18 protein-coding genes are annotated in these 26,940 nt (G+C 70.5%); 11 read left to right on the forward strand and 7 right to left on the reverse strand.

The annotated features are described in order from the left end of the window. Positions 1-6 precede the first annotated feature (6 nt). The 4 genes from FHY09_RS13155 to FHY09_RS13170 are packed head-to-tail and all read left to right on the forward strand — an operon-like array spanning position 7 to position 6,033. The gene (locus FHY09_RS13155; protein WP_166927340.1) at positions 7-903 is read left to right on the forward strand and encodes a DUF58 domain-containing protein; all 897 of its coding nucleotides are present in this window, start codon (positions 7-9) and stop codon (positions 901-903) included. Beyond that, the gene (locus FHY09_RS13160) at positions 900-2,024 is read left to right on the forward strand and encodes a BatA domain-containing protein (RefSeq protein ID WP_166927341.1); all 1,125 of its coding nucleotides are present in this window, start codon (positions 900-902) and stop codon (positions 2,022-2,024) included. Before FHY09_RS13155 ends, FHY09_RS13160 begins: the two co-directional genes overlap by 4 nt. Beyond that, on the forward strand, positions 2,021-4,219 hold the full coding sequence (locus FHY09_RS13165; RefSeq protein ID WP_166927342.1) for a hypothetical protein: 2,199 nt from the start codon (positions 2,021-2,023) through the stop codon (positions 4,217-4,219). The genes FHY09_RS13160 and FHY09_RS13165 overlap by 4 nt, the downstream gene beginning before the upstream one ends. After that, entirely contained in the window at positions 4,216-6,033 is a 1,818-nt protein-coding gene (locus FHY09_RS13170; RefSeq protein WP_166927343.1) for a hypothetical protein, read from the forward strand. Before FHY09_RS13165 ends, FHY09_RS13170 begins: the two co-directional genes overlap by 4 nt. A gap of 28 nt (positions 6,034-6,061) precedes the next feature. Here the strand turns inward: FHY09_RS13170 and FHY09_RS13175 are convergent, their stop codons facing one another. Then, positions 6,062-6,433, reverse strand: coding sequence for a hypothetical protein (locus FHY09_RS13175; protein WP_166927452.1), 372 nt, complete (start codon positions 6,431-6,433; stop codon positions 6,062-6,064). Positions 6,434-6,636: 203 nt separating this feature from the next. Between FHY09_RS13175 and FHY09_RS13180 the strand changes: the two genes are divergently transcribed. From FHY09_RS13180 to FHY09_RS13190, 3 genes are all read left to right on the forward strand, one after another. After that, positions 6,637-9,126 (forward strand): DEAD/DEAH box helicase, encoded by a 2,490-nt coding sequence (locus tag FHY09_RS13180; RefSeq protein WP_166927344.1) that lies wholly within the window; start codon positions 6,637-6,639, stop codon positions 9,124-9,126. Then, positions 9,123-10,181 (forward strand): ribonuclease H-like domain-containing protein, encoded by a 1,059-nt coding sequence (locus FHY09_RS13185; RefSeq protein ID WP_166927345.1) that lies wholly within the window; start codon positions 9,123-9,125, stop codon positions 10,179-10,181. The genes FHY09_RS13180 and FHY09_RS13185 overlap by 4 nt, the downstream gene beginning before the upstream one ends. A gap of 101 nt (positions 10,182-10,282) precedes the next feature. After that, the gene (locus FHY09_RS13190; RefSeq protein WP_166927346.1) at positions 10,283-10,606 is read left to right on the forward strand and encodes an I78 family peptidase inhibitor; all 324 of its coding nucleotides are present in this window, start codon (positions 10,283-10,285) and stop codon (positions 10,604-10,606) included. A 48-nt stretch (positions 10,607-10,654) separates the two neighbouring features. Here FHY09_RS13190 and FHY09_RS13195 read toward each other — a convergent pair whose 3' ends face one another. The 4 genes from FHY09_RS13195 to FHY09_RS13210 all read right to left on the reverse strand — a co-directional run bounded on the left by FHY09_RS13195 (position 10,655) and on the right by FHY09_RS13210 (position 15,572). Beyond that, on the reverse strand, positions 10,655-12,481 hold the full coding sequence (locus FHY09_RS13195) for a M56 family metallopeptidase (protein ID WP_166927347.1): 1,827 nt from the start codon (positions 12,479-12,481) through the stop codon (positions 10,655-10,657). Positions 12,482-12,484: 3 nt separating this feature from the next. Continuing rightward, entirely contained in the window at positions 12,485-12,871 is a 387-nt protein-coding gene (locus FHY09_RS13200; RefSeq protein ID WP_166927348.1) for a BlaI/MecI/CopY family transcriptional regulator, read from the reverse strand. 88 nt (positions 12,872-12,959) lie between these two features. Beyond that, positions 12,960-14,321, reverse strand: coding sequence for a chloride channel protein (locus tag FHY09_RS13205; protein ID WP_456362815.1), 1,362 nt, complete (start codon positions 14,319-14,321; stop codon positions 12,960-12,962). 93 nt (positions 14,322-14,414) lie between these two features. Continuing rightward, positions 14,415-15,572: an SDR family oxidoreductase gene (locus FHY09_RS13210; RefSeq protein ID WP_166927349.1), complete on the reverse strand. Its 1,158-nt coding sequence runs from the start codon at positions 15,570-15,572 to the stop codon at positions 14,415-14,417. 210 nt (positions 15,573-15,782) lie between these two features. Here FHY09_RS13210 and FHY09_RS13215 point away from each other — a divergent pair, with 210 nt between their 5' ends. After that, positions 15,783-16,139 carry a hypothetical protein gene (locus FHY09_RS13215; RefSeq protein WP_166927350.1) on the forward strand — a complete coding sequence of 119 codons (357 nt, stop codon included), beginning with the start codon at positions 15,783-15,785 and terminating at the stop codon, positions 16,137-16,139. Here the strand turns inward: FHY09_RS13215 and FHY09_RS13220 are convergent. Then, positions 16,117-17,187: a DNA topoisomerase IB gene (locus FHY09_RS13220; RefSeq protein WP_166927351.1), complete on the reverse strand. Its 1,071-nt coding sequence runs from the start codon at positions 17,185-17,187 to the stop codon at positions 16,117-16,119. The two genes, FHY09_RS13215 and FHY09_RS13220, sit on opposite strands and share 23 nt — an antisense overlap. A 118-nt stretch (positions 17,188-17,305) precedes the next feature. On the opposite strand from FHY09_RS13220, the gene FHY09_RS13225 reads away from it, so the two are divergent. The 3 genes from FHY09_RS13225 to FHY09_RS13235 all read left to right on the forward strand — a co-directional run bounded on the left by FHY09_RS13225 (position 17,306) and on the right by FHY09_RS13235 (position 24,007). Then, positions 17,306-17,701, forward strand: coding sequence for an I78 family peptidase inhibitor (locus tag FHY09_RS13225; RefSeq protein ID WP_166927352.1), 396 nt, complete (start codon positions 17,306-17,308; stop codon positions 17,699-17,701). A 340-nt stretch (positions 17,702-18,041) separates the two neighbouring features. Further along, entirely contained in the window at positions 18,042-22,496 is a 4,455-nt protein-coding gene (gene gltB / locus FHY09_RS13230; protein WP_166927353.1) for a glutamate synthase large subunit, read from the forward strand. A 65-nt stretch (positions 22,497-22,561) separates the two neighbouring features. Further along, the gene (locus FHY09_RS13235; RefSeq protein WP_166927354.1) at positions 22,562-24,007 is read left to right on the forward strand and encodes an FAD-dependent oxidoreductase; all 1,446 of its coding nucleotides are present in this window, start codon (positions 22,562-22,564) and stop codon (positions 24,005-24,007) included. Between the two features lies 1 nt (position 24,008). Here FHY09_RS13235 and FHY09_RS13240 read toward each other — a convergent pair whose 3' ends face one another. Further along, a complete protein-coding gene (locus tag FHY09_RS13240; RefSeq protein ID WP_166927355.1) occupies positions 24,009-26,825 on the reverse strand; it encodes an ATP-binding protein in 2,817 nt (938 codons plus the stop codon). Positions 26,826-26,940 lie beyond the last annotated feature (115 nt).

Raw genomic sequence — 26,940 nt, forward strand, 5'->3', positions numbered from 1 at the left:
CTCCGCATGGTCGATGCCACGTCGCTGACCCTCGCGCCCGAACTGCGCGCGCGCCTGCGCACGCTGCGCCTGGTGCCGCGCATGGCCAGCGGACACAGCGGCATCGGCCAGCATGCAAGCCGCAGCCGCGGCGCGGGGCTGGAGTTCGCGCAGTACCGCGCCTACGAGCCCGGCGACGAACTGCGGCAGATCGACTGGAAACTCTACGCCCGTTCTGACCGCTTCTTCGTGCGCGAATCCGAACGCGAAAGCCCGGTGACGGTCTGGCTGCTGCTCGATGCCACCGCATCGGCCGGGCAGGCGGACCGTGCCGCGCCCTCGCGCACTCGCCTCGACCACATGGCCCAAGTGGCCGCCTGCACGGTGCAACTGGCGTTGCAGCAGGGCGACCGTTTCGGCCTGCTGGCGATCAACGGCGATGGATTGCAGCTGGTCGCGCCCGGACACGGTGCGCGCCAGCGTGATCGCGTGCACCTGCAACTGCACGCCCTGCAGGCCCGCGGCGTCTGGCCGGCGGCCGCACGGCTGAGCCCGTTATGGGAGCGGGTACAGCCCGGCGACCTGCTGCTGGCCATCGGCGATGGCTTCGATGAGGCCTGTATCGCGCTGCTTGAGCAGCTCGCCCGCGCGCGCCGCGACGTGGTGCTGCTGCAGGTGCTGACCGCCGACGAGCGCGATTTTCCGTTCGATGCCGGGCACAGGTTCCGCGATCCGGAGACCGGGGACGAACTGCTCGGCGATGGCGCTGCGATCCGCGACGACTACCTGCACCGCTTCGCCGCAGCCCGCTCGGCGCTGCACGCGCGGCTGCAGGCCGCTGGCATCGCCACGGCGACCGCGTGGCTGGACCAGTCGCCGGATCTCGCCCTGCAGGCGCTGTACGGTCGCGGTGCCCGGCCATGAACCTGCTGTTCCCACTGGGCCTGCTGGCGCTGTTGTCCGCCCTGCTGCCCCTGCTGATCCATCTCGCGCGCCGGCACCCCCATACGCCGCTGGATTTCGCTGCGCTGCGCTGGTTGCGGGCCCGGGTGCGGCCGCGCCAGCGCATCCGTTTCGATGACTGGCCGCTGCTGCTGGTACGCCTGCTGCTGCTGGCCGCGCTTGCAGTGCTGCTGGCCCGCCCGGCGCTGACCGGTCCGGTGCCCGCCGGCCGCACCTGGTCCGTGGTGGCGCCCGGCCTGGATGCGCAGGCGCTGCGGGGCAAGGACCGCACCGCGCAGTGGCATTGGCTGGCACCGGCGTTCCCGGACATCGATCAGCCTGCACCCGTGCAGACCGCCACGCTGCCCAGTCTGCTGCGCGAACTGGATGTGCGCCTGCCCGCAGGAACGGCGCTGGTGGTGCATGTGCCCGACCCGTTGACGGACCTGGACGGCCAGCGCCTGCAGCTGACACGCCCGGTGCGCTGGGTGCCCCATGTGGGGGCCGTGAGCGCTGCCGGGCCCGCTGCCACGCCGCCGCCGGTGCTGCGCCTGCACGATGGCGCACCGCCAGCGGTGCAGCGATGGGTCACCGCCGTGCAGCGCGCGTGGCACGGGCAGGCATTGCCGCCGCCGCTGGCGGACGGTGCGCTGCCGGCTGCGGGGCAGATCGGCGTATGGAGCGGCACGGAACCGCTGCCGGGCAACTGGCAGGGCTGGCTGCAACAGGGGGGCGAGGTGCTGGTCGAAACGCCCGCGCCGGCCACCGCGCCGGTCCTGCTGCGCGATGAAGCCGATGCGCCGCTGCTGCGCCAGCAGCGCGTTGGCCGCGGCCGTCTGCTGCATCTGGCCGGCGGCCTCGATGTGGCCAACAACCCCGCCCTGCAGCGGGCGGATCTGCCGCGGCAGCTGCAGCTCGCCCTGCAGGGCGAGCCCCGGGCGCGGCGTGGGGACGCACGCGATCAGCTGCCGACCAGGGCATCGCGGGCGGCCGCCGGGACGGAACCGCGCGAACTGGCAGCGTGGCTGGCGGCCCTGGTCGTGCTGTTGTTCGCCGTGGAACGCTGGTTGGCCAGTGCACCGTCGCGCAGGCGCCTCGCATGAGGCCGCTGCAGCAGGCCTGGCGCCGGGCGCGCCGCCGTCGCGCGATGATCGATCTGCTGCTCGGGCTGCCCTGGGCGTTTGCTGCCGCGATGATCGCACTGCGGGTGTGGGGTTTCGATGCGGCCTGCGTGGCCGGCACTGTGTGCGCGCTGCTCTGCGCCACCGTGGCCACAGCCCGTGCGCGGCGTCTGGACACGCGCTGGCTGCAGCGGCGCCTGGATGCCAGCGGCGCCAGCCAGGACAGCGCCGACCTGCTGTTTGCCGCGCCTTCGGCGCTCAATCCCCTGCAGCAGCGCCAACGCGCCCGTGTCCTGGACCACCTGCAGCGGGCGATGCCGGACCTGCGCCCGCGCTGGCCGCGTGCGGCGCTGCTGGGCAGTGGCATCGCAGCGCTGCTGATCGCCACACTGGCACTGGGCTGGCCGACGCACCGTGGCACCACTGCGGCGCCTGCGACCCCCGTCCATCCCCCACAGGGCGATGGATCTTCGCTGCAGCTGCAGTCCACGCGCCTGCGTGTGCAGGCGCCGGCGTACACCGGGCAATCCGCGCGTATACAGAACAGCCTGGACGCCAAGGTGGCCGCCGACAGCGCGCTCGCCTGGTCACTGCGCTTTGATCGCACGCCGCGCAAGGCGTGGCTGCAGTTCCACGACGGCCGCCGCCTGCCGCTGGGCGAGCAGGACGGCCTGTGGCAGGCACAGGACATCGCCCGCACGGCCGTGCTGTACCGCGTGGTGACCGAACCGGCGCTGGCCCACACGCGCCTGTACCGCCTCGACGTGGTGCCGGACCGCGCCCCCAGCGTGCGGGTGATCGAGCCGGCCGACAGCCTGGTACTGGCCACGCCGGGGCAGCGGCGCTGGGCACTGCGTTTCGAGGCCAGCGATGACCATGGCGTCGCCGCGCAGGCAACACTTGTCGTCACGGTGACACAGGGCAGCGGCGAGAACATCACGTTCGTGCGGCGTAATGTTTCCCTCAGCGGAAGTGGCAGCGCCACCGCGCGCCGTTTCGCGCATGTGCTGGACCTGTCCGCGCTGGGCGCGCAACCGGGCAACGATGTCATCGCCCAGCTGGAAGTCCGTGACAACCATGCACCGACGGCGCAGACCGGGCGCAGCAACAGTGTCATCCTGCGCCTGCCCAGTGCCGAGGCTGTGCTGGGCGCCGAACTGGAAGGCCGCATCAAGAAGACGATGCCGGCCTATTTCCGCAGCCAGCGGCAGATCATCATCGATGCCGAAGCGCTGATCGCGCAGCAGCGCCAGCTCGATGCGGACACCTTCGTCAAGCGCAGCGATGCGATCGGTGTGGACCAGCGCCTGCTCAGGCTGCGTTACGGGCAGTTCCTCGGCGAGGAGAGCGAGGGCGCCCCCAAACCACCGCCGACCGATGATCTGCCTACCAGCGACGTGCCGGACAACGAGGCGACGCAGGCCCACGACTCCGCCCATGCGCACGACCACGACCACGACCACGACCAGGGACAGGCGCCGGCACCGCCCACAGGGGCGCACGACGACCACGACCATGGTGCCGCCGACGGCAGCGGCAACGCGCCGGTGTTCGGCCGTGCCGACAACGTGCTCGCCGAGTACGGCCACACCCACGATCACGCTGAAGCCGCCACCCTGCTCGATCCGCAGACGCGCGCCACGCTGAAGGCCGCCCTCGACCAGATGTGGTCCTCCGAAGGTGAGCTGCGGCAGGGACGCCCCCTGCAGGCACTGCCCTATGCGAACAAGGCACTGGCGCTGATCAAGCAGGTGCAGCAGGCCGAGCGCATCTACCTGGCGCGGGTGGGCCCGGAACTGCCGCCCATCGATGAAGGGCGGCGCCTGGGGGGGGACCGCAGCGGCCTGGCCAGCCGCGTGCTGCCCCTGGCGGCAAACAGCGCACCGGACCCGGCCATCGTCGACGCCTGGCAACGCCTGGATGACCGTGGCGGCGAGGCCGACCTCGACGCGCTGGCCGCCTGGCAGCAGCGCCACGCCGCGCACCTGCCCGATGCGCTGGACCTGGCAGCGGCCATCGAGCAGCTGCGCCTGACACCCGGATGCATCGACTGCCGGCAGCGCCTGCGCGCGCAGCTGTGGCGCGCCCTGCAGCGCCCGGTACCGCAGCCCATGCGCCGCCCGGCGCCCGATGCCGCCGGCCAACGTTATCTGGATGCGCTGGAGACATCCCCATGAGCCTGGCAGACCACGCACCCGCCGTCGCGGCCGCGCTGCTGCTGGGCGTGTTGATCGCCAGCGTGCGGCAGCTGCGTGCCCCGCGCCGGCGCCCCACGCTCCTTGCCGCGATCCTCGTGTTGCAGCTGCTCGCCGCCGCCCTGCTGTACGCCGTGCTGCAGCCGCCGCTGCGCCAGGTGCCCGGCACGGACCGCGTCATTCTTCTCGCCGACGCCTCGGCCGCCGGTGCGCTGCCAGCCAGCCAGGCCCCTCCCCTGCTGCTCCCCGAGGCCGGGGACGTGGCCGGCGGCGTTCGGGTGCCCGATCTGGCCACTGCGCTGCGGCAGCATCCAGGCGCCCACCTCACTCTCGTCGGCGCGGGTCTGCCGGCCCGCGACCGCGACACACCGTTGCCGGCCCAGGTGCACTGGCAGCCGGCGCCAACCGCCACCGGGTGGGTCGCGTTGCAGCCTCCCGCAGTGGCTGCACCCGGTGCACGTTTCCAGGTCCTCGCACGGGCGCACGGCAGCGCCGGCGGCCAGGCGGAACTGCTGGATCCGGCCGCGGTGGTGGTCGACCGCCGCGCGCTGGCGGCCGATGGCCGCGTGGTGCTCAGCGCGGTCGCGCGCGGCGAAGGGCGCAGCGTGTTCCAGTTGCGCCTGCTCGGTGCCGATGGCCACGTGATCGATACGGTGCCGGTGCCCCAGCAGACCGAGGCAACCGGCCCGCTGCGGCTGCGCGGGCGGGCCGGCGCGCCCGGCGCGGAGCTGAAATACCTGCGTCGCTGGGCGGCCGACAGCGGACTGCAGGTCCAGATGCAGATGGACACCGGCGCAGGCATGAGCGTGGGCGATGGCAGCGTCGCGCTGGACGCAGCCTCTCTGGCGCGCACCGACCTGCTGGTGCTCGATGAGCGCAGCCTCGCCAGGCTGGGGGCGGGTGCGCTCACGACCGTACGCACGGCCGTGCGGGAGGGTCTGGGCGTTCTGGTGCGCCTCAGTGGTGCGCCGTCCGCGACGGCGCGCCATCACCTGCGCGAGATGGGGCTGACGCTGCAGGGTGATGGCAGCAGCCAGACCGTGCTGATGCCGGGCGATGGCGAGACGGCCATGCTCCACGCCCGCCGTGGGCCGGCAGCCACCTTGGTGTTGTCCACCGGCGATGGCCTTGAGGCGGACCGCGCATCGCACGTGGCCCCCCTGCCCACGCTGGAGCGGCTGGACCTGCAGCCGGCCAGTGCGGCGGCGTTGCTGCAGGATCGCAACGGCAGGGCTCTCGGCGGCTGGCGCGCGCTGGGCAAGGGGCGCGTGGGCGTGCTGCCGCTCACCGACAGCTGGCGCTGGGTACTGGCCGGTCGCGATGACCGTCACGGCGAGCTCTGGAGCCAGGTGGTGTCCGCACTGGCACGGCCACGCGACGCGGCCGATCCTCTGTGGTCGCCGCAGCCCCTGGCGTGGGCGGGCGAACGTACGGCGCTGTGCGGCGCTCCGGCAACGTTGCAGGCAACGCAGCGCGATGGCACCACGACCGCATTGCCGGTAGACCCGGCAAGTGGTGTGGCGCGCTGTGCGGGCTGGTGGCCGCGCGAAGCAGGATGGCACCGCCTGCAGCACGGTGAGCAGGTGGTGTGGCGCTATGTGTTTGATCCTGCCGCGGCCGCTCCCCTGCATCGGCAAGGGATGATCGATGCCACCTGGCGGCGCCTGGGCGCGCAGGCCGGCACCGGCACGCTCCCAACGCAGCAGGTGCCCGGCTCACGCTGGCCATGGTGGTGGGCGTTCCTGGCATGCGCCGGCCTGCTGTGGTGGCTGGAACGGCGCCCGCTCCGCCCATAGTGCGGCGACCTCTGGCCGCGTTGCGCCTTCAGCGCTGCTGCTCGGCGCGCCGCCACTCATCCTCGTTCAGCGCAGGCGGCGGCCGGGCGATGGCCGGCTGGATCTGGTCCCGCCCGCCGGTGAGCGTGTGCAGCCCCTGCGCGGCCTTCATCAACCCGTAGTTGATACCCATCATCACGTAGCCGCCGCTCATCCCCACCTGCTCGGGACTCGGCGGCTCGCTCCAGGATCGACTGAACCGGTTCGGCGCGACCTGCACCGGATTGCGGAAGCGGTACAGGTCCACCGCTTCGCCATCTTCAGGCCGCAGTGCGCGTACCTCGCCCAGCGTGGTCACGTCGGCCTGCGGCGGCGAGGGCGGCGAGGCTTCCTGCGCCTGCGCATCCATCGCCAGCAGCATCGCGCACAACAAGGCGACACGCCCCGCACGTCGTTTCACTGTCGCCTCTCCTGGCGTTCCCGGGTCCGTACACGCTACGGGATGAAGCCTTCAGATTTCGTTGCCCGCACGCGCCGCCGTACCGGCGCCACGCCGGTGCCAACGCGTCTCAGATCCTGCGACACTGCTGTGTTCCCCTTCATGCTTTGCGGATCGCTCACCCGATGGCTTACGAACTCGCCAAGCGCACCGCCGACGCCGAACACCAGCTCGCCACCCGCGATGGCCTGCCGGCGCGCGACGGTGCACTGCTCAGCAACCGGCTGCAGCGCCGCTACCACGACCGCATCACCGGCAGCTTCGCCATCCCGGCGCGGGAGGGTCGTTACGTGCCGATCCCCGATGCCGTGCCGCCGGCCCTGGTCGCTGCGCTGAAGGCACGTGGCATCGAGCAGCTGTACAGCCACCAGGCCCAGGCCTGGGATGCCGCGCAGCGCGGCGAACACGTCGCCATCGTCACCCCGACCGCCAGCGGAAAATCGCTGTGCTACACCCTGCCGGTGGTCAGTGCAGCCATGCAGGGCAACGCCAAGGCGCTGTACCTGTTCCCGACCAAGGCGCTGGCGCAGGACCAGGTCGCCGAGCTGCTGGAGCTCAACCGCGCCGGCGATCTGGGCATCAAGGCCTTTACCTTCGACGGCGATACGCCCGGTGATGCGCGCCAGGCGATCCGCCTGCACGGCAACATCGTGGTGTCCAACCCGGACATGCTGCACCAGGCCATCCTGCCGCACCACACCAAGTGGGCGCAGTTCTTCGAGAACCTGCGCTATGTGGTCATCGATGAAGTACACACCTACCGCGGGGTATTCGGCAGCCACGTCACCAATGTGCTGCGCCGCCTGAAACGCATCTGTGCGTTCTACGGCGTGGAGCCGCAGTTCATCCTGTGCTCGGCGACCATCGGCAATCCGCAGGCGCACGCCGAGGCGCTGATCGAAGCACCGGTCACCGCGATCAGCGAATCCGGCGCGCCGAGCGGGCCCAAGCAGGTGCTGCTGTGGAACCCGCCGGTGGTCAATCCGGATCTCGGGCTGCGCGCCTCGGCACGCTCGCAGAGCAACCGCATCGCGCGCATCGCGATCAAGTCCGGGCTCAAGACCCTGGTGTTCGCGCAGAGCCGGCTGATGGTGGAAGTGCTGACCAAATACCTGAAGGACATCTTCGACCACGATCCGCGCAAGCCCCCACGCATCCGTGCGTACCGCGGCGGTTACCTGCCCACCGAGCGCCGCGAGACCGAGCGCGCGATGCGGGCGGGCGAGATCGACGGCATCATCAGCACCTCCGCGCTGGAGCTCGGCGTGGACATCGGCAGCCTCGACGTGGTGATCCTCAACGGGTATCCGGGCAGCGTGGCGGCCACCTGGCAGCGCTTTGGCCGCGCCGGCCGCCGCCAGCAACCGGCGCTCGGGGTGATGGTGGCCAGCTCGCAGCCCTTGGACCAGTACGTGGTACGGCACCCGGACTTCTTCGCCGAGGCATCGCCCGAACACGCGCGCACCGCGCCCGACCAGCCGCTGATCCTGTTCGACCACATCCGCTGCGCAGCGTTCGAGCTGCCGTTCCTGGTCGGCGACGGGTTCGGCCCGATCGACCCGGAGGTGTTCCTCGAAGCACTCGCGGAAACCGAAGTGGTCCACCGCGAAGGCGAACGCTGGGAGTGGATCGCCGACAGCTATCCCGCCAATGCGGTGAGCCTGCGCTCGGTCGCCGATGGCAACTTCGTGGTCGTCGATCGCAGCGATGGCAAGCAGCGCATCATCGCCGAAGTGGATTATTCCGCTGCGGCGCTGACCTTGTACGAGGGCGCCATCCACATGGTGCAGTCCACGCCCTACCAGGTGGAAACGCTGGACTGGGAGGGCCGCAAGGCCTACGTCACGCGCACCCACGTGGACTACTACACCGACAGCATCGACTTCACCAAGCTCAAGGTGCTGGACCGCTTCGACGGCAACGTGGCCGGCCGCGGTGATTCGCACCACGGCGAAGTGCACGTGGTCCGCCGCGTCGCGGGTTACAAGAAGATCCGCTATTACACCCACGAGAACATCGGCTACGGACCGGTCAACCTGCCCGACCAGGAACTGCACACCACCGCCGTCTGGTGGCAGCTGCCGCAGGCCCTGCTGCTGCGCGCCTTCGCAAGCCGGCAGGATGCGCTGGACGGTTTCCTCGGGGCGGCGTACGCGCTGCACATCGTGGCGACCGTGGCAGTGATGGCCGATGCGCGCGACCTGCAGAAAGCGGTCGGCAACGGCGATGGTGCGTGGTTTGCGATCGCCGACCAGAGTGGCCGCGGCCAACTGCGTGGCGAGGAAGGCGAGGCCGGCGCGGTGGAGCTGCTGCAGCAGTTCGTGCCGACCGTTTACCTGTACGACAATTTCCCCGGCGGCGTGGGCCTGAGCGAGCCGCTGTGGCAGCGCCAGCAGGAGCTGGTGCAGCGCGCGCGCGAGCTGGTGCAACGCTGCGACTGCAAGGCCGGGTGCCCGGCCTGCGTGGGCCCGGTGCTGGCCGCGCAGGAGGCGGATGACACGACACCACGCGCACTGGCAGCGCGCGTGCTGGACCTGTTCGATGCGGCGGCCTGCGCGCAGGTCGCCGATGCGCACGTGAGCCTGCGCGAAGCGGTGGAGCTGCTGGCCCCGTGAGCGTGAGCCTGGACAAACTGCGGCTGCTGCGCCGGCAGGCGGGCGACGCCGGGGTGAGCCCCGCGCCCGTGGCGACTGCGGCCATGGCGTCTGCCACCCCGGCGGAGGTTTCCACCACGCCCGTGCTGCCGCCCGCCGCGAACGATGCGAAACAGCCCGCGCCGGCACGGTCGGTATTCGCCTGGGTGGAGCAGGAGATCCGCCACAAGGCCAGCGGCACGACGACCTTGCCACGTCCGGCGGCTGATACGGCGGGCCTGCGTCGCCTGCTGGGCGTGCGCGGGCGCGGGGGCGAGCGGGGTGTCGCCACGGCGCGAACGCGTGCGCTTGACCGTGCGCTGCCCGGCACGGAAATCGAGCCCGGCCTGCACCTGATCCAATCGTTCCTGCCGCAGGTGATTCCGGACGCGCCCCTGTCGCTGGCGTTCGCCAAGCGCGAACAGGCGCACGTCGTCCCCCGCGACCTGCTGTTCTTCGATACCGAAACCACGGGCCTGGCCGGTGGCACCGGCACGCGCGCGTTCATGATCGGTGCGGCGGACTGGCACGAGGATGCGCAGCGTGGACCGGGGCTGCGCATCCGCCAGCTGATGATCTCCACCATGGCGGCGGAGGCCGCCATGCTGCGCCACTTCACCGGCTGGCTGGCGCCGACCACGGTGTTTTCCAGCTACAACGGCCGCAGCTACGACGCGCCGCTGCTGAAGACACGTTACCGGCTGGCGCGGCAGGTCGAGCCGATCACCGCGCTGGACCACATCGACCTGCTGTACCCGACCCGCCGCCGCTACCGCGGCGTGTGGGAAAACTGCCGGCTGGCCACCATCGAGCGGCAGCTGTTGAAGATCGTGCGCGAGGACGACCTGCCCGGCTCAGAGGCGCCGGCGGCATGGCTGCGGTACCTGCGCGGCGGCGACGCGGTGAACCTGCGCCGCGTGGCCGCGCATAACCACCAGGACGTGGTGACCCTGGCCCAGCTGTTCCTCACGCTGGTCGAGCAGCAGGCGCAGGCCGAGGTCCCGCCGCCGGTCAACTGCCTGCCGCTACGGGGCTGAGCCTGCACCGCGCAGGGCCGGCATGCGGTCAGCTTGACCGTGCGTTGACGCGCCCTGGCGCCAGATGGGGGGGTCCCATCCATCCATCCGGGAGGTCCACCATGCGTTCGAACCGTTGGTTGTTGCTTGGCTGCCTGTTGCCGCTTGCCGCGTGCAGCAGCACGCCACCGAGTGTCGATACCTCGCCCACCCATCCCAAGCCCGAAGTTGCCGGCGTGGGCAGCCATTGCCGGCCCGATACGCTGGCCGCGCTGACCGGCCGCATGGCGGCACAGGAAGTGGTGGACAAGGCAGTACGCGATGCCGGGGCACGCACGGCGCGCGTGGTGAAGCCGGGCATGGCAGTGACCATGGATTACCGCGAAGACCGGGTCACCCTCCGCGTGGATGAGTCCAACAAGATCGAGAGCGCCAGCTGCGGCTGACGTGGCCGCGCGGCAGAGCGGGCATCGGCCCGCTCTGCCGGCTGCACTTCACAGGCGTTGCGCCCGCCCGTCTTTCAGGGCCTGCGCGATCACCCGTTCGGCTTCGCGCGTGGCCCGCACGTTGATCTCCGCCTGACGCTGCCCCAGCGCCGCCTGCTTCGCACCCAATGCGGCCTGCTGCTGGGCAAGCGCGGCGATGGCGTTTTCCTGCCCGGCCTCGCCACGCGCACCGTGGGAGGCGCGCGCCGCCTCGGCTGCGGCATCGGCGTTGATGTCGGCCGCAGCGAGTGCAGCCCGGGCCTGTTCGGCCGCGCGCCGGCCCAGCGCACGCGCCGCCTCGCCCGTGCGGCGGCCCAGTTCGCCCTGCTGGCGTCCCAGCACCGCCTGCTGCTCGCCGACGCGGGCCGCTTCGGCATAGGCTGCCTGCATCTGCTGCAGTAACGCAGGATCGCGTATGACATAGCGCTGCGTCCCCTGCCGGAACCAGAAACCGGAGGGGTCCGATCCCAGGTCCTGGCGGGCCTGCTCCACATCTTGCAGTGCGCCGTCGGCATAGCTGCGCTCTCCGTCCACCAGCACGTATGCCCGGGGCGGACGCTCGCCCAGATCCAGGCGACCGTGGGTGACGATGGCGCGCGAGGTCGCCCCTCCGCTCCGGCTCAGGGTGGTCTGGCTCAGGCTGTGACGGCTGCCCTGCGATGGCGCTGCAGGGGGCGCGGGCGGCGCAGGAGGGGCGGCCGCGGGTGCCACCGGGGGCGGCGGGGCCTTGGGTGCAAGGGCCGGTGCGGGCACCGCAGGTACCGCAGGTAACGCAGCCGCCACGCTCGCCACCGGTGGGCGGGGCGGCGCCGGCGGCTGCGGGGCCGCCACCAGTCTCAGCGGCAGCACGCCCACGGCCAGCACGGCCAGTGTGAGCGTGGTGGCCAGCGCCTTCGGGCAGGCATGGTGCTGCTGGAGCGAGCGCAGGCGCCGCTTCAGGCTGCTGGCACTCGGTGCCGCGCTGGCCACCCCGAGGTGCGGTCGCTGTACAACGCCCAGCTGCAGCAGCAGGCGGCCGTAGTCCTGGCGTCGCTCGCCGCGACCTTCGACCACCGCGCTGTCCACGGCCTCTTCGCGGGCCTGGGCATATTCGTTGACAGCCACGCGCAGCAGAGGGTGGAAGAAAAACAGATGCTGCGCCAGCGCCGGCAGCAGGCCCCACTGCAGGTCACGCCGCTGCAGGTGCTGCAGCTCATGCGTCAGCGCCATGTCCAGCGCATCACCCTGCAGCGCATGGCGTTCTGCCGGCAGCAGCAGCACCGGGCGCATCGGCCCCACGACCTGCGGTGCATCGATACGCGCGCTCATCAGCACGCGCGGGGCGCGCCGCAGGCCGTGGGCATCGGCCGCCATCTGCAGGGCGGCGACGAGGGCGTGGTCCGCGCAGGGCGTGGCCGAAGCCAGCAGCGCACGAGTACGTCGCCAGTCCTGGTATGTGCGCCATGCCATGGTCGCCACGCCGGCGCCCCAGAGCGCGGCGAGCAGCAGCATCCACGTCGCCGCTGCGGGCATGCCGCTGGCCGCCGCAGGCGCGGCGATGGCATCGGTCAGCGGCATCACCAGGGTCGGAGCGTGTGTCTGCACCGCGCTTGCGGTCATCGCTTCGGGTACCTGCGTGGCCGCAGCGGCGGTGGCCGGCAGCACCGCCAGCTGCAGCGGCTGCGCCCACAGCAGTCCGGCGAGCGCCTGCAGTGAGACCAGCCACCACAGGCGGCAGCGCGCGGCTGCGCCCAGCGTGGGAATGAAACGGCACAGCCCCCACACCAGGGCCACCAGCAGCGCCGTCTGGACACTGGTCCAGGCCAGCCGCTCCATCAGGTTCATCAGCATGTCCATGGCTCACCCCTCCTGACGGCGCGACTGCAGCTGCTCGACCAGCGCTTCGAGCTCGGCCAGCTCATCATCGCTGACCGCTTCGCGCTGCGAGAGATAGGCCACGAACGGTGACACCGAACCCTGCAGCGTGCGGTCGACGAACTGCGCGATCGCCCCTTGCACCACGCTGTCCTGCGCAGCCGTGGACTGGTACCGGTAAACCCCGTCCTGCTGCTGCCGGCGCAGGTAGTTCTTGCCCCGCAGGCGCTCCATCATCGTCAACACCGTCGAGCGCGCAAGGCCGCGTGCCTCGCCGAAGCCGGCCGCCACCTCGCCGACGCTGGGCGAGCCGTTTTCATCGATGTACTGCAGCAGGGCCAGTTCCTGGTCCCCGATGGTCTTGCGGCGCATGACGGCCTCCTGGTTGACTACACGTGTCGGCACCATGCGCCTGGCGACAGATGTAGTCAAGCCCCGGACGTCATGCGCCGACGGGCGGTCACCGGCTGGCGGACGGTCCGTGGGGCGGGCGCTCCGGCGCCCCCGCCGCGCCATGCACCGATGCAGCCGGCAACAGCGCCTCCGCCAGCCCCCGGTAGATCGGCACGCGGCACACCAGCCCGGACACCCCGCGTGCGATCAGCACCGTCGCCAGGATCGGCAGCAGCAGATCGCCACTGTCGGTCAGCTCCAGCGAAATCACCGCCGAGGTCAACGGCGCCTGGGTCACGCCGGTGAGATAGGCGCACATGCCCAGCAGCACGAACGCACGCGGATCCACGCCGGGCATCAGGCCGGCAAGGTTGTGGCCCAGTCCCGCGCCGACCGCCAGGGCCGGTGAAAACAGTCCGCCGGGAATGCCGGCCACGTAGGAAGCCAGGTTCGCCAGCAGCTTCATCAGGCCGAACTCATGGCCGACCAGTGCCTGTCCCTGCACCAGGCTGCGCGCCTGCTCGTAGCCGGTGCCGAAGGCTCCCTCGCCGAACGCCATCGCCAGGGCAACCACGACCAGTCCGCAGGCGGCCGCCAGCAGCACGGGGTGACGCGAGCGCAGCCGCCCCAGCCAGCGTGGACGGCCGGAGACGGTCATCAGCACCGCACGGGCGAACAGCCCACCCAGCAGTCCGGCGACCACGCCGCACAGCAGGATCGCCAGCCAGCCCTGCCCCAGCGGAAGGCGTGCGCTGACATGGCCGAAATAGGTGTAACTGCCGAGCAGCCCGAGCGAGACCACGCCGCCCACGATGACGGCGGTCAGGAGCGTGCCGGAGAAGCGGTGCTCGAAGCGCCCGCTGAGTTCTTCGATGGCGAAGACGATGCCGGCCAGCGGTGTGTTGAAGGCTGCGGCGATCCCGGCCGCGCCACCGGCCAAGAGGAAATGCGAAAGCTCGCGCGGATCGGTGAACCCGAACCGTCGTCCGAACAGATACATCAGGCTCGCGCCGACATGCACGGTCGGTCCTTCGCGACCCACCGAAGCACCGCCGAGCAGTGACAGTGAGGTCAGCAGCAGCTTGCCGACGGAGACGACGGGCGACAGGTTGGTCTTCCGGAATGCCTCGTCGGGCCTGTCCAGCGCCGCGATGACCTGAGGAATGCCACTCCCGCGCGTGGGCCGCAGCACCCCGGCTGTGGCCCATGCGAGCAGGGCGAAGATGCCCGGCGTCAGCAGCAGCGCCCACCACGGCGAGTGCTGGGTGATGCGCTGGAACAGGTGGAACGCCGCGTCGCTGGCCTTGGCGAACAGGATCGCCACCAGCGCGACGGCCACCGCACCCGACCACAGCGCGGCACGGCGGCGCCAGGCCTCGCTCCGTACCTGGGCTGCCAGGTGGGCGCGGATTCGATGAAGGTCGACCATGGCCCAGTATGGCCCGCCCGGAGCCAAGGCAGAAGCCGCCCACGTGGCGGGCGGCCTTGCCTGTTCTGGCGTCCCGGCGAGGCCGGCGGACCGTCAGCCCTTCGGGCCGCCCATCACCGGCAGCACCACACCGCTGATATAGCTGGCGCAGCTCGGGGCGGCGAGGAACACGTACGCAGGCGATAGTTCTTCCGGCTGCGCGGCACGGCCCATGTCACTGGCCTGCCCGAACTCCGCCACGTCCGGGGCCTCCTTGTCGGCCGGATTAAGCGGTGTCCACACCGGTCCCGGCGCCACGCAGTTCACCCGGATGCCGCGCGGCAGCAGCTGGCTGGCCAAGGCCTTGGTGAAGGCATGGATGGCACCCTTGGTGGCCGAATAGTCGATCAGCGATTTGCTGCCGAACAGGCCGGTCTCCGAACCGGAATTGACGATGCTCGCGCCCTCGCCCATGTACGGCAACACCGCGCGTGCCATCTGGATGTACCCGCCGATGTTCGTCTGCAGGGTCTCCTGCAGGTGCGCATCGTCCAGGTCCTCCAGCCGGTGGCAGTGCAGCTGGAAGGCCGCGTTGTTGACCAGGATGTCGATCCCTCCGAAGGCCTTGGCCACCTGCTTCACTGCACGGTTGCAGAACTTCGGGTCGCGCACATCGCCGGCGATCACCAGGCAGCGTGCGCCCTCCTGTTCCACGTGCTGCCGGGTGAGCTCGGCATCGTCGTGCTCGTCCAGGTGCAGCACCGCCACGTCCGCGCCTTCGCGGGCGTACAGCACGGCCACCGCGCGGCCGATGCCGGAGTCGCCACCGGTGATGATCGCGCGCATGCCCTTGAGCTTGCCGCTGCCTGCGTAATCCGGTGCAAGGAAGCGCGGTGCAAGGTCGAGTTCGTGTTCATTGCCCGGCTTGCCGATGTGCTGGGCCGGCATCTTTTCCGGCTGCTTCCGCGTTCCGGCCTGGGTCGCGCCCTTGCTGGCCGCCTTCCTGGCGACCTTCTTCGCACGCGCGTCCTGGGCCTTTTCCTGATCCTGCAGACGCCGCTGGCGTGCGGCCACCCGCGCACCCCGTTCGTCGGTCGCCGCCGTCCTGCGCGTGGCGGTCTTGACCACGCGCTGGCGCCCGGCGACCTCCGGCACGAGGGGATCGCTGGCGGTGGAGCGTGCGCCCTTGCGTACCTTCGGGGCGGCCTTCTGGCGAGCGGGGACGGTCTTGCCGGTCGGGGTCTTGCGGACGGTCTTCTTGGCGGTGGCCATTGGATCTCCTTTCAGCGGGTTCTCCACGACGTGTCCTGCTTCAGGCGGGCGGCCCCGCGTTGTCGAAACGGCACGTCAAGGACGTTCCAGCAGTGTGGCCAGAACGCGCGCCCGCTGCAGTGAATGCAGCGTGCCCATCGCGTGCAGGCGTTCATCCGGGCACCACGCACTGCACGTCACGCTGTAGCCTCCCTCTCTGGAGCTGCAGCCATGATCCGTCACCTCCGCGCGCCCCTCGCCGCCGCTGCGATCACCCTCTCACTGGCGGCCTGCCAGAGCACGCCGGTTGCCCAGGTGCAGCCGATCGACGGCGTGATCTCGGGTCAGTGCCACCTGGACAAGGTGCGTGGCGCGGTCGGGCTGGCCGCCACCGATATGACCATCGAGCGTGCACGCGTGGACAGTGACAGCCTGCAGGTGCAGGTGCTGCGTGGCACGCGCGAACGCAGCGGCCCGACGGCCAGCGGCACCGCCGACCCGGCGGCGGGCGCGGCACACCAGGGCGGTGACCGCCTCACCATCGAGACCGGCCACACCAACAACATCACCGCGATCTACTGCGGCTGACCGCACGGTTGACCCGGCGCGCGCGGCGCAGGTATTTCAGCGTGGCCTGCTCCCATTGGCGCTCGCCACGCAGCCCCGCGAGCGCGGCCAGTTCGCCGCGCTCCCAGCCCTCGAACACGCACGGATCGATGTAGGCCTTGCGGCACACTGCCGGCGTATTGCCAAGCAGTGAGGCCACCTTGCACACCACCGTGCGCTGCGCCGCCGCAAGCGCAGTCTTGCTGGCAGGCTCGGGCAGCTCGGTGGCGGCGAACACGCGCAGCGCTTCGACGGTGCCGCCCCAGGTGCGGAAATCCTTGGCAGTGAACGCCTCGCCCATGACCTCGCGCAGGTAATCATTCACCTCGCCGGAATCCACCGGCTGCAGCGTGCCGTCATCATCGCGGTACTGGAACAGCGATTGCCCGGGCAGCTGCTGGATCGAGCGGACCTGCCTGGCCAAGGCCTTGTCGCCGATCTCGATCTCATGCTGCTGGCCGGATTTGCCACGGAAACGCATCTGCACGCGGCCGCCGGCCACCAGCGCCAGGTGACGATTGCGCAGCGTGGTCAGCCCGAAAGACTTGTTCTCTTTCGCATAGGTTTCGTTGCCCACGCGCACCAGGGTTTCGGCCAGCAGCGCGACCACGATGGCGAGCACTTTCTCGCGCGGAAAGCCGCTGCGGCGCAGGTCCGCGCGCAGCCGCCGGCGCAGCTTGGGCAGGGTCTCGCCGAAGGCGATGATGCGGTCGAACTTGCCCTCACCGCGGATCTTCGCCCAGTCCGGATGGTAGCGGTACTGCTTGCGGCCGCGCGCATCGCGTCCGGTCGCCTGCAGGTGTCCGTTGGGCCAGCTGCAGATCCACACATCGGTGTAGGCCGGCGGTACGGCCAGCGAACGGATGCGCGCCAGGACCTCGGCGTCGCGCACCGCGTGCCCGTCCGCGTCGCGATAGGCAAAGCCCTTCCCTGCCTTGCGCCGGTGCAGGCCCGGCTGCGTATCGTCCACGTAACGCAGGCCCGCGGCGCGGGCGGCGGCTTTTTCTGGGGTTACGGCAGCTGTCGTCATGCGGCGAGTGTGGCGGGGCGTGTGCTGACGCGGCGTCAATAACGCAAGACGAACACGTCAGCGCAGGTCTCCGGCTATCCTTCCCCGCTCTGGTCCACCCTCTGATTCTGGAGCCCGTATGCCGTCCCTGCAGTTGCCGCGCCTGTTCCGTTCCGCCCTGTTCGCGTTGCCCGCCGCCCTGGTGCTGGCGGCCTGCTCCGCCCCCCCGATGGATGAGCAGGATGCCGCCACCGCCCAGGCCCAGCAGGCGGCCCAGCAGGCGGCCGCCCCCACCGATGCCACCGGCAAGGCCACCGAAGCGCCGCCGGTGGGCAGCTGTGATGCCACCCAGGTGCAGAGCCTGATCGGCCAGCCGAGCAGCGATGCTGTCGCACGCCAGGCCCAGCAGGATGCCGGCGCCCGCGAAGTCCGCACACTGGGACCGCAGGACATGACCACGATGGAGTTCGTCGGCGAGCGCCTGAACATCGAAGTGGATGCCAAGGGTGTGATCACCGGCGTTCGCTGCGGCTGACTTTTCCCTGCGTGGGCAGCCACTTGCCGGGCCCTTGGTTGCGCGTGCAACCGTGTGTTGCGGCATTGCACCATGTGTGATCTAGTCGAAGCATCCGGTGGCTTCCCACGCGCTCCCGCACAGGCGCACCCTGTCACCGGAATGAGCGCAGGGGCGCTGGCAGGCGCCAGGAGAGGCACCGCGATCGCGCAACACGCGTGATCGCCGGATCGTCCTCGGCGGCGACCGCCACGTTCCACCGCGATGCGCATGCCGCTGGCATGCGACCTCATTCCGGCTGTCATGGCGCATGGTGTGGGGCGGGTGGTGGCGTCGCCGCCCACCCGACGATGAGGCAGACATGGCCCCCCGCAACCGCCACGGGCTCTACGACCCACGAGATGAACGCGATGCCTGTGGCTTCGGCATGGTCGCCCAGCTCGACGACCAGCCCTCGCGCCTGCTCGTGGATACCGCCATCGCCGCGCTTTCGCGCATGACCCATCGCGGCGGCGTCGCCGCCGATGGCGTGACGGGAGATGGCTGCGGCCTGCTGCTGCGGCGCCCCCGTGTGTTCCTCAAAGCCCTCGCCAGCGAGGCCGGCATCACGGTGGGCGAGCGCTTCGCCGCCGGGGTGGTGTTCCTGCCACACGATACCGAAGCGGCCGCGCATTGCCGTGCCACGCTTGAAGCGGCGCTGACCGCCGCCGGTGCGAAGCCCTGCGGTTGGCGCGTGGTACCCACCGACCCAGGCGTCTGCGGCCAGCTGGCGCGCGACACCCTGCCGCACATCGAACAGGTGTTCGTCGAGGCGGGCGCCGACCAGGACGATGCCGCGTTCACGCTGTCGCTGTTCCTGGCCCGCCGGCGCAGCGAGCAGGCGCTGCGCGAGCACGACGACTACTACGTCACCACCCTCAGCCCGACGGCCATCAGTTACAAGGGCATGGTGCTGCCGGACAAGCTCCCGCGCTTCTACCCGGACCTGCAGCGCAGCGACCTGGCGTCCAGCGCCATCGTCTTCCACCAGCGCTTCTCCACCAACACATTGCCGCGCTGGCCGCTGGCGCATCCGTTCCGCCTGCTCGCCCACAACGGTGAGATCAACACCATCGAGGGCAACCGGCGCTGGGCGCAGGCGCGCAGCAAGGTGTGGAAGACACCGCGCTTTGACATCGCCGAATTCAATCCGGTGATCTCCATGCATGGCTCGGACTCGCAGAGCCTGGACAACATGCTGGAGCTGATGGTGAGCGGCGGCATGGAACTGATCCAGGCGCTGCGCATCCTGGTGCCACCGGCCACGCAGTCGCTGGAATTCAAGGATCCCGATCTCGCCGCGTTCTACGAATTCCATGGCCTCAACAGCGAGCCCTGGGATGGCCCGGCCGGCATCGTGGCCTGCGATGAGCGCTATGCCGTGTGCACGCTCGACCGCAACGGACTGCGCCCGGCACGCTGGATGCTGACCAGCGACCGCCATTTCCTGGTGGCCTCCGAGGCGGGCGTGTGGGAAGTGCCGACCGAGCGCGTGGTGCGCAAGGGCAAGCTGGGCCCGGGCGAGATGATGGCCATCGACCTCAAGCGCGGCGACCTGCTCGATTCGGAGGCCGTGGACCGCATCAACCGCGGACGCGCACCGTACAAGCAGTGGCTGCAGCAGGGGGTGACCTACCTGCAGACCGAACTGATCGATCCTTCCCTGGTGGAAGAGCCCTTCGACGCGCGCACGCTGCGCAGCTACCACAAGCTCTACCAGCTCAGCATCGAGGAAGTGGAGCAGGTACTGCGTCCGCTGGCGGAGACCGAGCAGGAAGCCACCGGGTCGATGGGCGATGACACGCCCATGGCCGTACTGAGCCAGCGCAGCAGGCCGCTGTACGATTATTTCCGCCAGGCGTTCGCGCAGGTCACCAACCCGCCCATCGACCCGCTGCGCGAAGACTGCGCGATGTCCCTGTCCACGCAGCTGGGCAAGGAAACCAACATCTTCCACGCCGGTGCAGAGACGGTCAGCCACATCATCCTGAACTCGCCGGTGCTGAGCCAGCGCAAACTGCGGCAGCTGCTGCGGATGGCGCAGTACGCCGAAGCCAACCGGCTCATCGACCTCTCCTACAGCGAGGACGAAGGACTGCGTGCCGGCATCGAGCGGATCTGTGCCGAGGCCGAACAGGCCGCGCGCGATGGCATGGTGATGCTGCTGCTGTCCGACCGTTACCCGGTGGCGGACCGGCCGATGGTGCACGCCCTGATGGCCACCAGTGCGGTCCATCACCACCTGTGCAACGCCGGCCTGCGCTGCGACGTGAACCTGATCATCGAAACCGGCACCGCGCGCGACCCACACCACATGGCGTGCCTGCTCGGCTTCGGTGCCACCGCGGTGTATCCATACCTGGCCTACCAGACCCTGTTCGATCTGGGCCGGCGCGGCATCCTCAAGCTCAGCAAGGGCGGGGAACAGTCACAGATCGGCCGCCGTTACCGCAAGGGCGTGTACAAGGGCCTGTCGAAGATCATCTCCAAGATGGGTATCTGCACCGTGGCCAGTTACCGCGGGGCGCAGCTGTTCGAGATCGTCGGGCTGGAGCCGGACGTGGTCGCGCTGTGCTTCCCGCAGACCCCCTCGCGCGTGGGTGGCGTCAGCTTCGCGCGGCTTGATGCAGAGGCACGCGAGCTCACCGTGCAGGCCTGGGATGACCAGGTGGAACCGGACGTCGGCGGGCTGCTGAAGTACGTGCACGGTGGCGAATATCACATGTACAACCCGGACGTGGTCATGACCCTGCAGCGCGCGGCGCGTTCGGGCGATGCCGCGCACTGGCGGCAGTACTGCGATGCGGTGCATGCACGCCCGCCCTCGGCGCTGCGCGACCTGCTGGCCCTGGTGCCGGCGGCCACGCCGACACCGCTGGATGAGGTCGCCCCCGCCAGTGAGCTGTTCCCGCGTTTCGATACCGCAGCCATCAGCCTGGGCGCGTTGTCACCGGAAGCGCATGAAGCGCTGGCCATCGCGATGAACCGCCTCGGTGGGCGCAGCAACTCCGGTGAAGGCGGCGAAGATCCCGCGCGCTACGGTACCGACAAGCGCAGCAAGATCAAGCAGGTGGCCTCCGGACGCTTCGGCGTCACCGCCGAGTACCTGGTCAACGCCGAAGTGCTGCAGATCAAGGTCGCCCAGGGCGCCAAACCCGGCGAAGGCGGCCAGCTGCCCGGCCACAAGGTCAACGAGCTGATCGCACGGCTGCGCTATGCCAAGCCGGGCATCGGCCTGATCTCGCCGCCGCCGCACCACGATATCTATTCCATCGAAGACCTGGCGCAGCTCATCTACGACCTCAAGCAGGTCAATCCCACCGCGCTGGTCTCGGTGAAGCTGGTCAGCCATGCAGGCGTGGGCACGATCGCGGCGGGCGTGGTCAAGGCCGGCGCGGACCTGATCACCATTTCCGGCCATGACGGTGGTACCGGTGCCTCGCCGGTGAGTTCCATCCGCTATGCCGGCGTGCCATGGGAACTGGGCGTGGCCGAGGCCCACCAGGCGCTGGTCGGCAACGACCTGCGCACGCGCACCCTCCTGCAGACCGATGGCGGCCTGAAGACCGGGCTGGACGTGGTCAAGGCGGCCATCCTCGGCGCGGACAGCTTCGGCTTCGGCACCGGGCCGATGATCGTGCTGGGCTGCAAGTACCTGCGCATCTGCCACCTCAACAACTGTGCCACCGGCGTGGCCACGCAGGACGAGCGCCTGCGCGAAAACTACTTCACGGGCCAGCCCGAGCGCGTGGAGAATTTCTTCAGGCTGTTGGCCGAAGAAGTACGTGGCTGGCTGTCCTACCTGGGCGTGCGTTCGCTGCAGGAGATCATCGGCCGCACCGAACTGCTGCGGCAGATCGACACCGCCCCGCGCGAAGGCGTACGCGTGGATCTGTCGCGGCTGCTGGCCGATGCCAGCTACGAAGGCAGCCACTGCGCCGCCCAGCGCCTGTACGAATCACCGGACAGCCTGGCCACGCAGATGGATGGCCTGCTGGCCGATGCCATCGCCAACAAGCGCGGTGCCGAGCACCGGTTCCTGATCCACAACACCGACCGCAGCATCGGCACGCGCCTGGCCGGCAGCATCGCGCGCGCGCATGGCAACCAGGGCATGGCGGGGGCGCCGCTGGAGCTGCGTTTCCGTGGCACCGCCGGGCAGAGCTTCGGTGCCTTCAACGTCGGTGGCCTGCACCTGGAAGTGGAAGGCGAAGCCAACGATTACGTGGGCAAGGGCATGGCCGGCGGCCGCCTGGTGGTGCGCCCACCGCGCGGCGCGCGCTTCGAGGCGCGCAGCACGGCGATCATCGGCAATACCTGCCTGTACGGCGCCACCGGCGGCGAACTGTTCGCGGCAGGGCGCGCCGGCGAACGCTTCGCGGTGCGCAACTCCGGCGCGTTGGCGGTCATCGAAGGCGCCGGCGACCACTGCTGCGAGTACATGACCGACGGCGTAGTGCTGGTGCTGGGCAAGGTCGGCCTGAACTTCGGTGCTGGATTCACCGGTGGCCTGGCCTATGTGCTCGACGTGGACCGCGATTTCGTCGACCGCTACAACCATGAGCTGATCGACATCCACCGCGTGTCCGCCGAAGGGTTCGAGAACTACCGCCAGCACCTGCACCGCCTGATCGGCCGCCATCGCGAGCTGACCGGCAGCATCTGGGCGCAGCAGATCCTGGACGAGTTCCGCGATTACATCGGCAAGTTCTGGCTGGTCAAACCCAAGGCCGCCAGCATCGAATCGCTGACCGAAACGCTCCGCCGCGCCGCCTGACCGCGCGACCTCCGCCGTAGTGCCGGGCCCTGCCCGGCGACCTGCCAGACGAACAAGAGCCCGCCATGAGCCGCACGCACGCGTTCCAGTTCCTCGATCTCCCCCGCACGATGCCGCAGCGCATCCCGGTCGAACTGCGCACGTCCGGCGACTGGGGCGAGCTGTATGGAAAGTTCGGCAAGGAAGACGCGCACTACCAGGCCGGCCGCTGCCTGGACTGCGGCAACCCGTACTGCAGCTGGAAGTGCCCGGTGCACAACGCGATTCCGCAGTGGCTGCAACTGGTGCAGGAGAACCGCATCGAAGAAGCGGCCACGCTGTGCCACAGCACCAACCCGCTGCCGGAAGTATGTGGCCGCGTGTGCCCGCAGGACCGTCTGTGCGAAGGCAGCTGCACGCTGGAGGAGTTCGGCGCGGTGACCATCGGTGCGGTGGAGAAGTACATCGTCGATACCGCCCTGGCACAGGGCTGGCGGCCCGACCTGAGCGCGGTGGTGCCGACCGGCCATAGCGTGGCGGTCATCGGCGCCGGACCGGCGGGTCTTGCCTGCGCAGATCGCCTGGCGCGTGCCGGCATCACCGCGGTGGTCTACGACCGCTACGAGCAGATCGGTGGGCTGCTGCAGTTCGGCATTCCCAGCTTCAAGCTCGACAAGGACGTGATCCGTCGTCGTCGCGAGGTGCTCGAAGGCATGGGCGTGCAGTTCCGCCTGGGCGTCGAGATCGGCCGCGACGTCACCCTCGATGCGTTGCTGCAGCAGCACCAGGCCGTGTTCCTGGGCACCGGCGCGTATCGCTACACTGACGGCGGACTGCCGGGCCAGGATCTCAAAGGCGTGCTGCCGGCGCTGCCGTTCCTGGTGCAGAACGCGCGCATCGTCAGCGGCGACGATCCGCATGGCCGTCCGATCGCCGGCTGGGAAGACCAGATCGCCCTGCCCGACCTCAACGGCAAGCGCGTGGTCGTGCTTGGCGGCGGGGATACCGGCATGGACTGCGTGCGCAGTGCGGTCCGCCTCGGGGCTGCGCGGGTGACCTGCGCCTACCGTCGCGATGAAGCCAACATGCCCGGTTCGGCCCGTGAAGTGGCCAACGCGCGCGAGGAAGGCGTGCGCTTCCTGTTCAACCGCCAGCCGCTGTCGATCGAAGCCGGCGCCGATGACGAAGCCATCGGCGTGACCGTGGTGGAAACCCGGCTGGCCGAGCCGGATGCCAACGGGCGCCAGGCCGCCGTGCCGGTCGAGGGCAGCGAGTCGCTGCTGGAAGCGGACGTGGTGATCATCGCGTTCGGTTTCTCGCCTACTGCGCCGACGTGGCTGTCCGCGCACGGCGTCCAGGCGCAGGGCAATGGCCGCCTGCAGGTGGGCGGACAGGGGCGACTGCCTTACCAGACCACGCATCCACGCCTGTTCGCTGGCGGCGACGCCGTGCGCGGGGCGGACCTGGTGGTCACGGCGGTGGCCGAAGGCCGCGATGCCGCCGCGAGCATCGTGCGCCTGCTCGCGCACTGAGTCAGTCGGCGTCCAGCACGCGCAACTGCCGCAGGTACGCCTGCAGCGCGGGCAGCACCTCCCGCGCCGCCTCGGCCGGATCATGCGCGTGCTCGCCGAGATCGCGCACGCGCTGGGCGAGCGCGGTCATCCCCACGCTGCCGACGCCTCCGGCGATGCGGTGCAGCCCGCGCGCCAGTGCCGTCCCGTCGCCGTCTTCAAGCGCCTGCTCCAGCGAGCCCACATCCTGCTCCAGGCTGACCCGCAGCGATGCCAGCACCTCGCGCGCAACCGCTTCTGACCCGAACTGACGGCTCGTGCGCTGCAGGTGGGTTTCTTCGCCTGCAGGTTCCAGCGTGGCCGCGGTGGACGCCTGTTCCTGGTCGGGCACCAGGTCCGGACACAGGCGTTGGATCGTGGCGGCGAGGCACACGCGCTGCAGCGGCTTGCCCAGCACGGCATCAAACCCCGATGCGGTCAGCGCCGCCGGGTCGGCACTCATCCCGACCACGACCGTGCGCCCCGTTGGCGGGCGCGACGCCTGCTCCGTGCGGATCAACCCCAGCAGCTCTGCGCCGCCCAGTACCGGCATCTGCGCGTCGGTGATCACCAGCCGGTGGTGGGTGCGGGACCACAGCTGGAAGGCATGCGCTCCATCGACCGCCATTTCGGCCACCAGCCCCAGCTCGCGCAGCCGCCACTGCAGCAGCAGACGATGGGTCGGATGATCATCGGCGACCAGGACCTGGGCGGACGCGCGCGGGGGTTCGATGGCTGGCGGCGCGGCGGGGGCGTCGGCGGGCGCGGGGCCGCACGGCAGCATCAGCCGCACCACCGCAGTGGTTCCGCGGGCCGGCACGCTGCGCAGCTCCAGGGTGCCGCCCATCGCCTCGGCCAGCCGCCGGCTGATGCCCAGGCCCAGGCCGGTGCCGCCAAAGCGCCGGCTGATGCTGACGTCGGCCTGCTCGAAGGCGTCGAATACGGACTGCAGACGCTCCGGCGCGATGCCCACGCCCGTGTCGCTCACCGCAAGCTCGATCAGTTGCGCCGCGATGTCGGTGGCGATCACCTGCGCGTGGAGCTGCACGCCGCCGCGCGCAGTGAACTTGATCGCGTTGCCCAGCAGGTTGAACAGGATCTGCCGCAGCCGGGTGCTGTCGGCCTGCACCCAGGGGGCCAGGGCGGGGTCGCACTGCAGGGTCAGCCGCAGTGCCTTGGCCGCTGCCAGCGGCGCCATGGCGTGCTGCACGCTCTGCAGCAGTTCGCGCAGATCCACCGGTGCGGGCCGCAGCGACAGCGCACTGGCAGTCGCCGGGGCGCCGGCCAGGACGTCTTCGAGGATCCGCGCCAGCACGGTCATGGCCTCCTCCAGGGCCTCGCGGGCCTCGCGTTGCGGGCCCTCCAGCGCAGCGGCCGGAATCTGCAGCACCTGATCGATCAGCGCCTGCATGGGGCCGCGCATGCCGTCGCCGAGCCGGTGCAGCAGACGTTCGCGCGCGAGCATGTCGCGCTGGGCCAGCGCGTGCGCCTGCGCGGTTTCCTGCGCGCGCGCCTCGGCGTCGGTCACATCGATCCAGTACCCGCTCCAGATTCCGCCCGGGCGCGCCGGGTCCGCTGGCCAGGCCTGCATGGCCACGTGGCGCAGGCCGCGCACGCCGTGCGCCTGCAGCCGCAACTGCAGGACCCGCCCGCTGCGCGAGGCAGTGACCAGCGCGCGCAGCACCCGCCAGCGCCGGGCGGGCGTGATGGCGGCCCACACCAGCGCCGGGTCACCGCGCAGCGTGGCCGGTGTGGCGCTGAACAGCTGCGGCGTGTCCCCGGCCAGGAACAGGAAGGCGAACGGGCCGCCAGGCCGCGCACGCGACGGCGCGCGGCGCGCCGACAGCTTCGGCCACACGGCCTGGAACACCACCGCCGGCAGGTTCGCGGTGACTTCGTCGACACGCTTCTGCAGTTGGAGTCGGCGCCGGACTTCCCCGCGCAGGCGCCGATACCCGTGCAGGTAGAGCCCGGCGATGGCGAACACCACCGCACCGGCCCACAGCCCCGGTGCCGTATCACCCCACGCGGGGGCCTGCGCCGGTGTCCGCCAACGGTCGACGATGGCATCGCGCTGGACCTCGCCCAGGGCCGACTGCCGGCGCGTGAACACCTCCAGCCAGGCCTCGCAGCCGGGTGCCACGGCGAACACAGCCGCATCGCGGGTGTCCAGCACGCTGGCGACCACGAGCGGATCCTTGCGCCAGCGACGGCGCGCGGCCTCCAGCAGCAGCGCGTTGCCCACCACCAGTTCGACATTGCCGCGTTCCAGCAGCCGCAGCGCCGCTGTTGGGCTGCCCACCTCGTGGGCCTGGGGGGTGATGCGGTCCAGCGGCGGCGGCGGCGGATCGAGGACAGCGATGACGCGTCCGCGCAGGTCGTCCGGGCCCAGCAACAGGCGTCCCTGGCGACGGCTGACGGCAACATCGGGCGCCTCCAGCAGCGGTGCCGACACCTTCCACCCGGTCGGCACCGCACGCGTGGACACACCGATCGCTGCATCGAGCTCACCCTGCTGCAGCCGTTGCCGCAGCATGGGCGTGGGCATCGGCCGCAGGTCGATGGCATCGCGCGGCAGCAGGGCCAGGTAATCGGTGACGATGCCGCGCAGGCGGAACGTGCTGGTCCATGACAGCGGCGGGCGATCGTCCGCCACGCCGATGCGCAGCCGCGCACTCCCCGGGGCAGGCGCACAGACCGACGATGTTGCCGGAGACGGGGTGGGCGCGGCGTGCGCCGGGTGAGGCAGCGTCGGCAGTAGGGTGCTCGCCAGCCACGCGCTGCGAAGAAGTGCGTTCATCAGCACGCGGGATGGAACCTCGGACAGCAGGACCCGCCGACGCTACCAGCTGCCGGCTCCGGCGCTGCCAGGAATGCGGCAATACCGCCCGATCGCGGCGCCAATGACGCCTTAC

The organism is Xanthomonas sp. 60 (genome assembly GCF_011761925.1).